Origin of the sequence: Duganella sp. CY15W (assembly GCF_009857555.1) — a bacterium.
Classification (GTDB): Bacteria; Pseudomonadota; Gammaproteobacteria; order Burkholderiales; family Burkholderiaceae_D; genus Rugamonas; species Rugamonas sacchari.
The window spans coordinates 1210170-1225194 of record NZ_WWCQ01000002.1 but is presented as its reverse complement, the minus strand read 5'-3'; the positions used below and the strand labels follow the sequence as shown (position 1 = coordinate 1225194).

The window sequence follows — 15025 nt, the reverse complement described above, 5'->3', positions numbered from 1 at the left end:
AATCGATATTAGAGAAAGCAGCACATGTCCGCCATCCCAGAAGAGAACGCAGCACCCGTGGTAAAAAACGAAGAATACGGCGCCTCCTCGATTCAAATTCTTGAAGGCCTGGAAGCCGTCCGCAAACGTCCCGGCATGTACATCGGCGACACCTCGGACGGCACCGGCCTGCACCACCTGGTGTTTGAAGTGCTGGACAACTCGATTGACGAAGCACTGGCTGGCCACTGCTCGGAAATCCACGTCACCATCCACTCGGACAACTCGATCTCGATTACCGACAACGGCCGCGGCATTCCGGTCGGCCTGAAAATGGACGACAAGCACGAGCCGAAACGCTCGGCGGCCGAAATCGTGCTGACCGAGCTGCACGCCGGCGGCAAGTTCGACCAGAACGCCTACAAGGTCTCGGGCGGCCTGCACGGCGTCGGCGTGTCCTGCGTGAATGCACTGTCCAAGCTGCTGCGCGTGACCATCCGCCGCGACGGCAAGGTGCACCAGATGGAATTCGTGCGCGGCGTCGCCCAGAACCGTGAAATTGAAATGCGCGACGGCGTGGCCGTCTCGCCCATCAAGGTTATCGGCGAAACCGACAAGCGCGGCACCGACGTCCACTTCTGGGCCGACGAAGACATCTTCACCCACGTCGAGTTCCACTACGAAATCCTGGCCAAGCGCATCCGCGAACTGTCGTTCCTGAATAACGGCGTCAACATCAAGCTGACCGACCAGCGCACCGGCAAGGAAGAGCTGTTCGCGTTTGAAGGCGGCACCCGCGGCTTCGTCGAATACATCAACAAGGCCAAGACCGTGCTGCACCCGACCGTGTTCCAGGCCACCGGCGAGCGCCAGTCCGACCAGAACACCACGATTACCGTGGACGTCTCCATGCAGTGGAACGACGCCTACAACGAACAGGTGCTGTGCTTCACCAACAACATCCCGCAGCGCGACGGCGGCACCCACCTGACCGGCCTGCGCGCGGCAATGACGCGCGTGATCAACAAATACATCGACGAGAACGACTTCGCCAAGAAAGCCAAGGTCGAAATCTCCGGCGACGACATGCGCGAAGGCCTGACCTGCGTGCTGTCCGTCAAAGTGCCGGAACCGAAGTTCTCCTCGCAGACCAAGGACAAGCTGGTGTCGTCCGAAGTGCGCGGCCCGGTCGAAGAGATCGTCGCCAAGACGCTGTCCGACTACCTGCAGGAAAAACCCAACGACGCCAAAATCATCTGCGGCAAGATCGTTGAAGCAGCGCGCGCGCGCGAAGCGGCCCGCAAGGCGCGCGACCTGACCCGCCGCAAAGGCGTGATGGACGGCCTGGGCCTGTCCTCCAAACTGGCCGACTGCCAGGAACGCGATCCGGCGCTGTGCGAACTGTACATCGTCGAGGGTGACTCCGCAGGCGGCTCGGCCAAGCAGGGCCGCGACCGTAAATTCCAGGCCATCCTGCCGCTGCGCGGTAAAGTGCTGAACGTGGAAAAGGCGCGCTTTGAAAAAATGCTGTCGTCGGAACAGATCACCACGCTGATCGCCACGCTGGGCACCTCGATCGGCCCGGACGAATTCAACGTTGAAAAGCTGCGCTACCACCGCATCATCATCATGACCGATGCGGACGTCGACGGCGCCCACATCCGCACCCTGCTGCTGACCCTGTTCTACCGCCAGATGCCGGAACTGGTGGAACGCGGCCACATCTACATCGCCCAGCCGCCGCTGTACAAGGTCAAGGCCGGCCGCGACGAGCGCTACCTGAAAGACGATGCGGAAGAAGCCACCTACATGATGAATGTAGCGCTCAACACCGCCGTGCTGACCCCGCGCGAAGGCGCCGACCCGATCATGGGCGAAGCGCTGAGCGAACTGGTACGCCAGTTCAACCTGTCCAACGTCATCATGACGCGCCTGACCCGCGTGATCGACCGCGCCGCGCTGACCGCCATCATGACCGGCGTCACGCTGGACATGAGCACGCTGGAAGCCTCGGAAGCCTCGGCCCGCGCGCTGGAAGAGAACATCAACGACATCGCCGTCAAAGTGACCGTACGTTCGGACGAGCTCAACGAAAAGCACCAGCTGTGGATCGAACGCATGCACCACGGTAACGTCAAAGTCAGCTCGATCGACGCCGACTTCGTCGAAAGCGCCGACTACCGCGTGCTGGCCGAAGCGGCCGCCACCTTCACCGGCCTGATCGGCCCAGGCGCCTTCGTGCGCCGCGGCGAAGGCGAGCGCACCAAGGAATCCGCCGTGATCGACTTCCACCAGGCCATGCAGTGGCTACGTGACGAATCGGAACGCGTGGTCTCCAAGCAGCGCTACAAAGGACTGGGCGAGATGAACCCGGAACAGCTGTGGGAAACCACCATGGACCCAACCGTGCGCCGCCTGCTCAAAGTGCAGATCGAAGACGCGATCGCCGCCGACCAGATCTTCACCACGCTGATGGGCGATGACGTTGAGCCACGTCGTGCATTCATCGAGAACAATGCGCTGCGTGCGGGGAACATCGACGTTTAAGCAGTCATTCCCAAGCTTCATCCAAAAGCCAACCATACGGTTGGCTTTTTTTGTTTACGGCAAACAGCGACGCGACCTGAAACGATTTCACGAAGACCCTTTTTGAATTGGAATTCAAAGGTTCTTACGATCGCCCGGCGTCTTTCGCCAGACAATGGCAGTGAGGGTAACTCGGCACGCAAACACACGGTGCCGAAATCCGATCGGAGCTAGCACTAGCTTAGGAGCATTTTGATAACGGTCAAACATTTTCAATTGTGAACTGTATAAAAACACAGTAAAATCGATAAGCCAGATTTTTCTGGTTGTGGCAGTAGTTGCTTTATACTTCTGCCGTTCTGATCAGCGAACAGCTGGCCGAATAACATGCGCTAACAGATTATGAGGTCTGGTTGGAGCCTCACAGATTAAGTCTGATCGATAAACACATCATGTATAAGCAGCCTATTATCTTCTCCACCGCCGAAACCATCGCGCTAACGCCGCGTGCTCTGAAGTCGATCGAGCTTTTCGCTGGCGCGGGAGGTTTGGCACTAGGATTCTCCGAAAATCATGTGCGTCATCGCGCGGTTGTCGAATGGAACTCACATGCATGCAACACTATTCGTCACAATAAGCTACACAAGGTTGATCCGATAAGTCATTGGCCGGACGTGACCGAAGAGGATGTCAAAAATTTCAAGTACGACGGGTTCCAAGGAGTCGATCTGATAACGGGCGGACCGCCTTGCCAGCCTTTCTCTATGGGGGGGAAACATGGCGGTTTTCTGGACGAACGCGACATGTTTCCACAGGCGATACGTGCTGTGCGCGAGGCACGTCCGCGCGCGTTCGTCTTCGAAAATGTGCAAGGTCTGACTCGCTTAGCCTTCGCCGACTACTTCGACTATATCCTGTTGCAGCTGGAATTTCCTTCGTTGATCGCAAAGCCAAAAGAGCAATGGGGCGATCATCTGACTCGCTTGCGGAAATGGAAGCAGAAGTCCAGTACCACGAGCGAGTACCGCGTCACATTCAAACTGGTGAACGCGGCGAACTACGGCGTTCCTCAAAAGCGCATGCGCGTTTTCTTCGTTGGCTTCCGGGCCGACGAGGAGAAGTTGTGGCAAGCCCCAGCTGAAACGCATAGTAGCGATGCGCTGTTACTCTCGCAATGGGGATCCAGCGAGTATTGGGATAGGCATAAGGTGGCGACTCGACACCGCCCTGCTAAGCCTGTCGGCGTTGAGAAGAAAATTAGTGCGCTTATCGACACAGATTATGGAAGCAACTTGCTCGCTTGGCGAACAGTTCGAGATGCTATTTGTGATCTACCAGACCCTGAGCGGTTCCCTGGCAAAGTGCAGGCGCATCGTTTTCAACCGGGCGCCCGCACCTATCCTGGTCATACCGGTAGCCCCATGGACGAGCCGGCAAAAGCATTAAAGGCCGGCGACCACGGCGTTCCTGGCGGCGAAAATATGCTGAGACGAGTGGATGGGTCAGTTCGCTATTTCACCGTACGCGAATCCGCCCGCATTCAGACCTTCCCTGATACCTTCCTGTTTGAAGGCACCTGGTCGGAAATCATGCGTCAGCTCGGCAATGCCGTGCCGGCACATTTGGCGTCTGTTATCGCTAAGAGCGTATGCGATCTTCTCAGGAAATAGCATTAGAAACAGGGACAGCATCAACGGCCTCTAGCTCAACAGCGCCGTATGCAGGCGTATAGAAACGATCCGATGTCAACTGATGCATGTCTTCGGTAAAACGTTCGAAGATTTCGTGAATGTCGGCGTAGGGCCGATGCGTTGACAAATGGTCGCCAATCTGCTCGACAATCGTTTCCAACGTTTTCTGGTTTTCCGCAGTCGCATCCGCCCACTCCCGACCAGGATGCATCGTATCCCATGGAGAGCGCTTGTTGACACGGGTTTCAGAACTGTCACCATGCTTACCCAAACCGAAGCATATTTTCGTTTCAGAATTCCAGATCGGATTGAAGAAGTTGATCAAATAGTCTTCGGCTGATTTTTGAAAGCCGGTTTGGACGATCAGGAAGCGGCATTCAAAGTCACTGATATCCAGCGTTGTAAAAGCTTTCCGGATGCTGCGCGCATGTTCGTTCAGGCGAGCAGAAAGCTTGGTGCCTTGACTGACAGCGTCCTTCGCCGCCTGATTGTCTGGATCGGCCTTGCCTATATAAATTGGATGGTCTCGGTTCTTCAACTGCGCGTAAGGCGTAAAGTCACCTTTGTAGTAGATGGCGTACACCCCAGCACCGTAGAATTCTGGAATTTTGGCCAACGGGTGCTTGGTCTGAGCCACCAGGGTGAGCGCCACGACCCGTCCCGAGGTATTCGGGTCAGTAGGGTCAAAGATGGATTCGGGGCGCAATATTGGGTCCAGCTTCGTGGTCACCTTCCGCAGTTGGGAAGTAACCTGCTCGAACCCGACTCGGATCCTCTTAATGGCGCGCGCATCGTCACCGGTTTCTGCTACGGATATTCGTTCCGTAAGAGTACGCAACTCCGACAGCAACGAGGCCAGTGGAGACTCATTTTTCTTACTTTTCGCCATCGAATTCCTTTATGCGCCTAGCCCACCTTCGGGGAATTATTGCAATTTTACTATATCGTGTTATCTCCTTTACTGGCTTTTCAGCATTCATGTTTGATACAGGGCTGGCCATTCGAAGTCAGTAGCTTGACGGAGTAACCAGTCTTGTACTCGTCACAGGCAACGTGACGACAGTTAATCCCCACGTTTCAATAGGATGGCGTTCCACCGGTCTCAGGCTCAATAGCGTCATTTACGTCAACCCAGCTTGGCAAGGCATCCGGGGGAAGCGGAAGAACTTTGTCCAGACGCTTGAGTCTTAGGTCCGGATTAATTTCCAAAGCATCATAAATCTTGTCATATCGATTTTTCCTCTCGGAGTCGGATCGAATACCAAGCAGCTCCAGCTCTGCTTTTTCTTCGGCTGTCGCGCCAGGACCGTGTCCATCCGTAAAAAGCAGTTCAAGCGATGCGGCACTTTCCTTGCTCCCAAATTTCACCCCTTCTTGGTGTAGCTTGATTGCATCCATATAGCGCTTCTCAACCTCTGCCTTAATGCCCAAATCATATGCAGCAGGGCCATGTCCTTGAAGGTAAGCACATTTCAACATGGTTTCTTCGTCGGCAAATCGCCCTGCGCTGCCATAAACGCTTGCCAGTGTCATTTGTGCATCAGGACTACCAAGCTCCGCTGCCCGCAAAAAGTAAGCCCATGCAAGATCCCGATCTTGTACCGCTCCACCATAGCCATGTTCATAAGCGACACCGAGATCGAATATTCCCCAGGGCTGACCTGCGGCAGACGCCATTCGTGCAATTTCGACAGCCTTGTCCGGTGCAGCGTCAAGCACGTGGTTTGATTCAAGAACTCCTAATCCATAGAGATAAAAATGCGCCAACAAAGCGCGGGCACCCCAATCTCCAAGCTCCGACGCTTTTCTAACGTCAGTTAGTATTTGAGTAGTCTCCGTAAGGGTAAGTTGCCATCCAATCTTGCTTCGCCAGACCTTCCTCGCTTCAATATAGAGATGGTAAGCAGCTGGATCACGCTTCGACGGCATATGCTCCTTCCATCGGCCGCATAAGGGAAGAGGATCAGACAAGCTGAATCTCTTAAATCCATAAGGCAAAGCATGCAAGGCGTTCTCCTGTAAATAGCCACGAATGAACACTGCTCCGGACGCCAATCCGACACATAGCAGAAGAATGATTACCCAACGTTTTCGCGAGATGATCATAACTAGACCACCGGCAGCCCTGGCTTTCTATCGACATAAAAGGGAAGTAGCTGCCCCGTTAGCTTGCCTCCCGATTGCTTTGTTCTGAAGTTTTTCAACGCCAGCTCTCGCCATAATTTAAATGTATGCGCCATGTCACCAAACTGCTGTGCTCCGGGGTCTTGAACGCATTGCGTGAACAAGTCAGCACGCAACTTATACGCCACATCAAATGCGTCACTTATCACGTTGAGCTCACTATCTAGCGCCATGCTTCGCAAGTTCAGATTTGCGGAGCCGATCGTGAATGCCGCATCATCTACGATGGCCACTTTGGCGTGAATATAGATTTCCTCATAGTCCGTTGAGCGTAATTGTCCTTCTTGATCTGCACACGTCCAAAGCGACCCCATGAAGACGCGCAGGCCGTGAGCGGCTAGATCCTCAGCAGCCAAAGGTTGTTGTGTTCCATTCTTGATTGCACTTGCTACAGCTTCCTCATGTTCAACACGCATCTGGGTGCTCAATCCGACGCTCCCGGCTACATCGTAAGTTGGCCGATCCATGCCGTCGCTTTCCGGTGTCGACGTTAAGATGAAAACGTAAATAGGGTTAAGATAGCCCGCTGCTCTCAAACGCGCTGAGCATTCGATTAAGTGCTCCACCCAAGGCTGATATTGGATGTACTGGTTCTGGATGAAGATGTAGTGAAGCATCTGTCTGGTAAGGTTTGCATAGCACTCCTTTATCGACTTTTCCCCATGCAGCGGCTGAGTGCGTAACAGTTGTAGATTATGACGGCCATCTGGCAGATCAAATGCTTCTAGAGTCAACGCACGGCGCCGTGCAATGAAGTCCACATCCATTTCTTCAGGCAACTGGCCATCAATTTTCTTTCCCCTTGGGAGCCAAGCAAGCCGACAAAGCTCTCTGAAGAAGGAGCTTGGACGCTTGGATTCCTCCCAGGCTTGGGAAAAGTTATGATTGAGGTCATAGAGAATTGGACCTCGCACCCGGCAGGAAACGTCTTGGAACGGCTTTGAGACATGGCTGTTCGCGTCGATATAAGATTGCACCGCGCGCTCCTTTGCTAGTTGTTGAGACTCGGTCATACCGGAACCAACACTGTCAAACTGCTCTCCCATTTTCCAAGCTTTCTTCTGCAGTCGTATATGATCCATCGCGTAGAAGCGCTCGCGACGTATGTCTCTGAATTTGTGCTCCCTCGTATCCCAAAAATCGGTCACGGAGTTATGTCCCATTACGTAGCCCTTGGCTAACGTGGGAAGCTCATAGTCGACTAACACCATTTTCTGATGATGCGTAGGATATTTCTTGGCAATCATGGCTTTAATGTTCGATGGAGCGGATTCGTCTGATAGCGCCTGATCGACGAAGCTCACAGGAACATCCCTGACGTGAAAGTGGATGTTCGGTATTTCATTCGCACATACTTGCCTATACCAGTCGTCGTTGTAGGCTTGATGATGCTCACTATAGAAATCCTTAAAAGCAAGATTAATCAAAGGAAATCTGATCCCGTAGTAGCCAGGATTGTTATTCATCTGTGCATGGGATGCGGCATCGTCATGCCAGACCACCAGGCGCACTTTGACCGGATTTTTTTTCCGCGTCGCGATCCTTTTTAACAAGTCACCGTAACGTAATCCATCTTCTGCCGAGGAGCCGCGAACAAGCACCATGCCAGGATCGAAGCCCCATGTAATGATGTCCACGCTGTGACGCGCGGTTAACAAATCCTTCGCGATGCGTCCAAAGACTTCCTCTCCACAGATTAATGGTTCAATCGAGCAGCGATAGCGTGGGTAATAGACCTGCTTTGGAACGCGGACAAACCACAACTGCGCAAGGCATTGATTCGGAGTAGCGTTCTTCCGATAGGATAAGGTTTGTGTGTAAAGGTTCGCGTTGGTGTTCATGCTAGCCATGGCATTGTCCTCTTAAGCGAGATGGAAATTATTCATCGGACGCTTCGTCATCGTCGCCTACGGCAGGGTTGGACAACTGCCGGCTTTGTTCTAGTGAGGCGTATTCTTCATTCAAGGAACCTCCCTCATTTACATAGCCGTGATAGCCAATACCAGAACTGATCTCATGCTGTTCCTTATGAGGGTTTGAGGCAATCGCAAAGCGACTACCGTTGGGAAGTTCAAGCTGATAATCAGATTCTTTGTCTACATCATGCTTGAAGGTCATGTTGCCGTTTTCATCGAACTTTCCCTCCTCAGCCAGAGCTCCGTCCTTATACAGCTTGTAGGGTAATCCGCCATTGGCGCGGCCACCGGCTGCGGGATGACTGTTCAAATGGAACGTGCCGGCGCCATCGAGAACCTGCTCAGACGGCTGAATACTCGCCATCCCCATGGTCTTAGGACCAGTGAACCGATGCATTGCTGCGTTCGAGACGAAGTTTCCACTGGTACCAAGCTCAATACTGCCCCCGCTGAATTTGACATAGCTTCCTCCACCGTTGATGACAACTTCTTCTTTTGCGCTGATGTTGATGGTGTTAGCTGTATGAGTAATCTGGAGTTTCGCTAGAATGTTGACGCTGTCGGACAGAGCACGCACATCGATGTCACCACCTGCGGCAACAAGTCGCATTCCTGCTTTGTGTACAAATATCTTGCATGCTTGTCGAACACTGGCGAACAAGCTGCCAGCGCTGACAACTGAGAGGTCCTGCCCCGTCGTGACTGCGGTATGCTGATCACTGGAGATATGGGTACTACCACCGGTTGATGTCTCAATCCCATGCGGACTAGCAAGTACCAGGTGTGGTTTGCCCAGTTGTGAAGATTTTCCTTTTGCGCTTCCTTGAATCTCTTGATTCTGTTTTTTTAGAATCTCGGCTACCTTTGCCTGCTCTGCCGCGTCCTGTACCTTCGCACCTTGTGCGAGTTTCGCCAGCATGTCATGGTTCCCTTGAGCGGCATTCAGTCTTTGCAAAGTTTCGCCCATATCCTTTATGGGAGACACGCCCGGATGACGACTCTCCGTCGTAATAAGCATTCCCTTGTTAGCTCGCGCCACCCCCCACCCATTGGTTGCCAACTCCCAGCCTTCGCCGCGAGACTGGCCCACGCCGTCTGATCTCGCCCGGGTAACAAACCCCAAGTTAAGTTGCGAGTCGTCATGATCGCTTGCCAGTTGGACACTAATCTGCCCTTCTGTGTCATCCAATCTCAGTTGATTCGCACGCTCGCCGTTAATTTCACGGCTTTTTATACCTGAAAGGTATCGGTTTGCAGGCAATTCTCCCTTTCCTAGTGCAGGTGGTTGAGCATTTTGGTTGTAGAGCTGCCCAACGATCACTGGCTTATCAGGATCGCCGTCGAGGAAGTTGATAAGGACTTCTGTACCAACTCGCGGCAAGCCGATCGTTCCGCATTGCTGAAATGCGCCTGGACCATTGCCTGCCCAGTTGGAGGCGACGCGTACCCAGGCGGAATCCGCGTCAGTGTCTGAAGCGCCAGCGCCGGCGGCTTCTTCGTGATCTGTAGGGCGGGTACCGGGGAAGCGAATTTTTACGCGGCCGAGTTGGTCGCAATGGACTTCCTCTCCTTCTGGACCGACAACGATGGCGCTTTGCATTTGGGCTTGGGGCACATCGATACGTGCGTTGTACGCCGGGACGATGGTTACGCTGCGGCGTACTGCTGTGAACTGGAGGTGCATGCGCATGGGGCCAGTCGCGGCTTTATGGTGTATGCCACACAGTGCTTGCAAACCCGGCGCTCCTTGCATCCAGCGGTTGCGGTCGAATAGCTGTTCTACGCGAGAAGCCAACGCTTGGGGGAGGTTATTCTGTGCGGTCACCTGCAAAGACGTGACGACGAAGTCGCGGTCTTCAAGCGCATGCAGATCTATTTCGGGATGCTCGGCCAGCGTGAAATACTCTCCTGCACACAAGTCGCGTACGCTGCCTTCTCCGTGAAAGCACTTCGACTCGTAGTCGTGTCGATTCATACGCAACTGGCCCAGGCGGCACAGGTCTTCGTTATCATCGCCGACATGGGGCGGCAAGACTTGATAGTCATCCAGACTGGCGGCTAGTTCATTGCCGCTGCCGCCTTGGTCGACACTGCTGCTGGCCGCTGTCATCATGAAATCACGGCCTTGCGGATTGAGGTAGTCCCAGCTGTGCTGCGTCACCATGCCTGGTTGTAAGCGACGCGCGGCACTCCAGGAGGTGATCGTGTCGCGCTCTTCGGTGGCGCTGTCGCGATGGTAGCGTATGGTTCCGGCCGCGTTCTGGCGCAGACTGTCGGCGCTATTGAATAGCACCAGTGTATGTCCAGCCCCATCTGCGCGTATGTACCAGGCAATGCCACGCCGCTTCAGCAGACGGCGAATGAATGCCGCATCGGATTCATTGTGCTGCATGGTGAATTCCCGCTGGGGATAAATGCGCTGGCTGAAGATCTCGTCCACTTCGTGATTGAAGCAGGTGCCGAGAACCGCGCTTTTCTGCCGCCATTCGTTCAGAATGCGCTGAACAATTTCCACCTCGTTCATATTGCGGAACACGCGCGTGTTGATGCGTTTTTCCAATATGGCCAGCGCGTCGCGCAGCACCAGTTGATAGCTGGCCAAGCCGCCATCGCTGTCGCCGGAACTGGCTTCGGTAACGATGCCGCATACGCTACGCAGGTCACCGCGGTCCGTCACAAATTCCAGCGTCGCCGGCACTGCGATCATTTGCTTCAATGGAAGGTGAACGCTGGAAGATACGCACAGCACGCGATATTCAATACCACCGCACACCGCTTCCGAGCCGAATACACGCTGTGGCAGCAGCATGTCCTCGTTCGATCCACCCGCCAGTTCCAGGCGCAACCGCAATGGGCGGTTGCTGGTGACCAGTTCTTTGGCCATCGACATGAAACCGAAAAAATCGCTATCGCTTTCCATCGTCGCTCCTTAGCTATGCAGCAGATACATCAACTCATCATGATCCTCTGTCGCTTGCCGACCCAGCAAAAGTGCATTCACGCCTAGCCTGCTAGTTGCATCTAAATACACGCCTTGCATGTCCTGCGCCTGCTGTATCAAATGCACTTCCCACGTCAAGCTTGCGCCGCAATGTAGTTTCAACATCGCCGCCAGATGGTATGCACTCGTGCGGCCCGGTAAAAAACGTTCGTAGCGCTGTTTGTCCAACGGACCGATACGCAGACGCACACGCGCATCGCAGCCATACGTTCGCGCTCCCAGCATGACGCCATCGTCCAGGTTCACATGTGCTCGTCCTAACTGCGCCTGATCGGCCTGCGGAAACTCGTACCACTCTCCAATCAACGGCTCCACTAGAAACGGCACGCCAAAATATTCTGAATACATCCCTGCTATTTGTGGTGCACAGACGCATCTGCTACGTATCTGCATTGCGTAACATGCCAGCGTCTCGCGGTCGATGCGATCGCCGTCGCCATGCGTACCGGCCAGCGCAGTGAGCATGGCGAGAAATTCCCCCTCGGCGCAATCCATACGCTCTCGTGCCCAGGCCCGATAAAACATTTCCACCGGCCGATGCGACAGCACATCAAGAAAGGCGCGTGGGCCGCCGTCATGTCCATCGCGCTCATGCCGGCCTATGCGCTCTGAATAATGCAGCGGCAGTACGCCCTGGCTTCCCAGCATGCCAATGAACGCTGGCGTAACACGTATGCCGCGCTCATCGCTACTTACGTTCTCGATCTGATTGGGCGGAAAACTCATCGCCAACCGGTTACGGAACCGAACACTTTCCGGCCGCCATTGATCGAGCAGACTTACTGCCTGAAAGAATTCGAACCGCTGCGGCGCAGCCAGAAGCTCGCCAATTACGCCAGCGTCAGCGCGCCGTTGCGAGGTGGGCATCGCAGCAACTCCTTTCCGCTGACATGAGAGAACAGCACCAGCCGCGTAAAACTATTCAAGTGGACATGGAGTGCAAAAAAGTGATCCAGCATCTGTGCAAATCCATAGATACCCACGCCTGCATAAGCCTCTTCGTCCAACGAAATATGCACTTCAATCCCGCGCAGATAGGCGTTGCCCTGCCCCTGCCGTATCCACGCCGACACGGGACGATGAGACAGCGCCGTCACACCGTCGATCATGCGCTGCGATACCAGGTTGTCCTGTTGCGCATAGAGCCGTAGCGTGGATGTCAACGCCGGTAAGCCTTCCTGAGTCAACGAACGGTGATTCAATGCCAGATGCGCCACCAGTCCCCATTGGCGATGCCCGTCATCAGCCAGGCGGTATGAAAGGGACGGACGGCGCAACATGCGGATGGGGAAGCTGCCAATGGCACTATCGGTACTCAAGTCGCCGTTCGCGCGGCCGTATTCCAGGCCATGTGGCAGATTCCGGTTTGTACACGTCAGACGTACGGATGCCGTGCCAATTTCTTCCTGCGTCGGCGAAAGGTCGCGGTCTACCAGCGTGAGCGTGTATTCATGGCCAGCGGCCATCAATTCTTCCCGATGCAGCAGCCAATAGTGGCCTTTACGGCTGTCCGCCTCACCGTGACGCAGAGAATAGTAAGGAAAGAATTCCGTCACCGAGCTTCCCTTCTCGGATTTGCGCACCGTGTGCACTGAATCGACGCTGTAGATTTCGCATGCCTTGCCTGGCATTTCATCTGCCATTAAAGGATAGCTACTATGTACTCGGGTAATACGGATGGGGGTTGCCGGTTGTGGAAACAGATTTACGACGGGCGTGCAGCCCAGGAGCAGGTTGTCTGAAGAGAGATGCCGCAGAATGTGTGCGACTGGCATATCGGGCCGTATATCGCGCAGAATAAGACGCAAATTCAATTGCGTGCAGCCACCAGGGCATACCGCCAGCAAGGCAGCTAAGTTGATATCGACAAAATCAAATTTCTCAGAAAAAGCGAAGTACTCGCTCAGCAGCCGGTAGGCGGCATGCTCGGAAGGGGCGGCTGGCAACAATGTTTCGTCAGCGGCAAAGCCGACAGGGGACAAAGGCACTCTCTCCAGCATGGACCATTGCCCATCCGCTTCCACACAAGCGCAAGCCGTATGCATAAAGAAAGCATCGCGCAAGGCTGCACTCAGCGTGGCATCGCCATCGATATAAGCTCGCAGCGTCGTCAACCCCAGCATTGACAGATCACGCATCGACGCAGTGCCGGCAATCCTGATGTGGATTGCAGCACCTGCATCTGGCGGTAGTGCAAGCGCAGGAGGGGTTTGCGGATAGGGCTCAAAATGTACGGCACTAATCTGTATCGGCGCCACCACGACGTCATAAACCGTACGAAAGCGGCAGATTACTGCCCCTTGCCCCAGTGCCTTCAACGCTGCGCCACGCGGCAGCACACTGGTCGTAGTAACCTGGTTGGTCCGGGCACTGCTGTAGTCCACACGGGCAATTGAACAGGAAGGCATGGGCCGCAGGTAATGCGGATATAACATGCCGAGCAAGGCGTCGGTGAAGCGCGAGTAGCCATCGTCCAGCAGCTTGGCCACGCGGGCGTTAAGGAAGGCTGATGCCTGTATCAAGCGCTCCACATGCGGATCGGGACAGGTTTCGCTGCGGAGTTGCAGACTCCCGGCAAGCTTGGGATAGCGGCCCGCAAACTCGGCGCCAGCGCGCCGCAGCAGGCTTAACTCGCGTTCGTAATATGGAAGCAATCTTTCCATCGTAGCATCCCGGAAAACTGTGCAGCTAGGCAAGCTGCGCAAGTTTCCGATGATGTCACGATGGTTTGCTCAGTTATTGACGGAACGCAACTAGCGCGTGATGCGGTCCCAGCCCTCTTTGACCGCCTCCTTGAACTTCTCCCAGCTCGACTGCGGCTGCTTGCTTTCCCACGTGGCGCGCAGCTCGGGCTCGACGTCGTTCCACTCCTTGTCCTTGTAGCCTGGATTGCCGGCCATCGACTCGCCATAACGGTAGGCCGGGTCGTATTCCTGATAGGTGCCGCCGGTGTAGGTTTTCTCCCAGTGTGAACGGAAGTGGCCGTCCTCGGCCTCTTCGTTGCCCTTCAGGATATCCAGGCTGGCTTGCGCGGCGCGGTCGTCGCGTGGATAGATACGCATGCCGCTGCGCTGCACAGTGTTCTGGATGTCGGACACGGCTTCCTTGGCGGCCGGCGGCACGGCCTGCAGTTCGCCGCGCTGCAGCGAACCTGGCGTGGCCACCTGTTCGGCGCGCGCAAACACCACCGCGTCTTCGCGCGGGCGGATGCCGTGCTGCTCGGGCGCGCTCTGCTGCGCACCGATGCCAGTTTGCAGCGTGCCGGCGCCGCTGTGCAGCACTTCCGCGCCCCAGCCGCTGGCACGCCACATGGTTTCGTGCTCGTCAATGTCGATCGGGCTGAAGTCTTCGATGATGTCGGCCGCGCGTTCGGCTGCTTCCAGCGTATGGGTGTCCAGCGCCAGCACGGTGTGGCCGCGGTTCAGCGCTTCGGCGTAGACGTGGCGGTCGGCATGCTCGCGGCCCACCAGGTCGCTGAACATACGGCGCACGTTGCCGAGGATCGATTCGTCGTCGTTGATGCGCGCGGTGCCGGCCACGCTGCCGGAATCGTGGATGGCGATGCTGTCGGCGTCATAGCCGTTGTGCACCAGTTCGTCCCGTGCCAGATTGGCCTCGGCCCGGGTTTCAAAAACAGCTGCCAGAGTGTGGGTCATGATGGTCTCCTGGTTGACGACAGATGGGTTCGAGTATCGGTTTCAGTCTACGGTTTACGCGTGCAGACTAGC

Annotated in this window: 9 protein-coding genes; 2 read left to right on the top strand and 7 right to left on the bottom strand. The window is 55.3% G+C overall.

Annotation, left to right across the window (positions count from 1 at the left end; all coding sequences use genetic code 11):
• Positions 1-24 precede the first annotated feature (24 nt).
• Positions 25-2526, top strand: coding sequence for a DNA topoisomerase (ATP-hydrolyzing) subunit B (gyrB, locus tag GTP58_RS14820; protein ID WP_072783571.1), 2502 nt, complete (start codon positions 25-27; stop codon positions 2524-2526).
• Between the two features lie 431 nt (positions 2527-2957).
• A complete protein-coding gene (locus GTP58_RS14815) occupies positions 2958-4175 on the top strand; it encodes a DNA cytosine methyltransferase (RefSeq protein ID WP_229215573.1) in 1218 nt (405 codons plus the stop codon).
• Here the strand turns inward: GTP58_RS14815 and GTP58_RS14810 are convergent.
• The 7 genes from GTP58_RS14810 to GTP58_RS14780 form a co-directional block, all read right to left on the bottom strand.
• On the bottom strand, positions 4165-5085 hold the full coding sequence (locus GTP58_RS14810; RefSeq protein ID WP_161078082.1) for an Eco29kI family restriction endonuclease: 921 nt from the start codon (positions 5083-5085) through the stop codon (positions 4165-4167). The genes GTP58_RS14815 and GTP58_RS14810 overlap by 11 nt on opposite strands.
• Before the next feature lie 188 nt (positions 5086-5273).
• Positions 5274-6125, bottom strand: a complete 852-nt coding sequence (locus GTP58_RS14805; protein ID WP_229215572.1) for a tetratricopeptide repeat protein — start codon at positions 6123-6125, stop codon at positions 5274-5276.
• Positions 6126-6304: 179 nt separating this feature from the next.
• Complete coding sequence (locus GTP58_RS14800) at positions 6305-8230, bottom strand: phospholipase D-like domain-containing protein (protein ID WP_229215571.1); 1926 nt, start codon at positions 8228-8230, stop codon at positions 6305-6307.
• A gap of 28 nt (positions 8231-8258) precedes the next feature.
• Positions 8259-11216, bottom strand: a complete 2958-nt coding sequence (locus GTP58_RS14795; RefSeq protein ID WP_229215570.1) for a type VI secretion system Vgr family protein — start codon at positions 11214-11216, stop codon at positions 8259-8261.
• Between the two features lie 9 nt (positions 11217-11225).
• Positions 11226-12164 carry a type VI secretion system baseplate subunit TssG gene (gene tssG, locus GTP58_RS14790; protein WP_161078080.1) on the bottom strand — a complete coding sequence of 313 codons (939 nt, stop codon included), beginning with the start codon at positions 12162-12164 and terminating at the stop codon, positions 11226-11228.
• The gene (tssF, locus tag GTP58_RS14785; RefSeq protein WP_161078079.1) at positions 12128-13960 is read right to left on the bottom strand and encodes a type VI secretion system baseplate subunit TssF; all 1833 of its coding nucleotides are present in this window, start codon (positions 13958-13960) and stop codon (positions 12128-12130) included. Before tssF ends, tssG begins: the two co-directional genes overlap by 37 nt.
• Before the next feature lie 90 nt (positions 13961-14050).
• Positions 14051-14953: a hypothetical protein gene (locus GTP58_RS14780; protein ID WP_161078078.1), complete on the bottom strand. Its 903-nt coding sequence runs from the start codon at positions 14951-14953 to the stop codon at positions 14051-14053.
• Positions 14954-15025: the final 72 nt, after the last annotated feature.

Excerpts from the sequence above, each read along its gene's own strand:
- GTP58_RS14780 (WP_161078078.1), bottom strand. The coding sequence starts at position 14,953 with ATGACCCACACTCTGGCAGCTGTTTTTGAAACCCGGGCCGAGGCCAAT.
- GTP58_RS14810 (WP_161078082.1), bottom strand. The coding sequence starts at position 5,085 with ATGGCGAAAAGTAAGAAAAATGAGTCTCCACTGGCCTCGTTGCTGTCG.
- GTP58_RS14805 (WP_229215572.1), bottom strand. The coding sequence starts at position 6,125 with ATGCCGTCGAAGCGTGATCCAGCTGCTTACCATCTCTATATTGAAGCG.
- tssF (WP_161078079.1), bottom strand. The coding sequence starts at position 13,960 with ATGGAAAGATTGCTTCCATATTACGAACGCGAGTTAAGCCTGCTGCGG.
- GTP58_RS14795 (WP_229215570.1), bottom strand. The coding sequence starts at position 11,216 with ATGGAAAGCGATAGCGATTTTTTCGGTTTCATGTCGATGGCCAAAGAA.
- GTP58_RS14800 (WP_229215571.1), bottom strand. The coding sequence starts at position 8,230 with ATGGCTAGCATGAACACCAACGCGAACCTTTACACACAAACCTTATCC.
- GTP58_RS14815 (WP_229215573.1), top strand. The coding sequence starts at position 2,958 with ATGTATAAGCAGCCTATTATCTTCTCCACCGCCGAAACCATCGCGCTA.
- gyrB (WP_072783571.1), top strand. The coding sequence starts at position 25 with ATGTCCGCCATCCCAGAAGAGAACGCAGCACCCGTGGTAAAAAACGAA.
- tssG (WP_161078080.1), bottom strand. The coding sequence starts at position 12,164 with ATGCCCACCTCGCAACGGCGCGCTGACGCTGGCGTAATTGGCGAGCTT.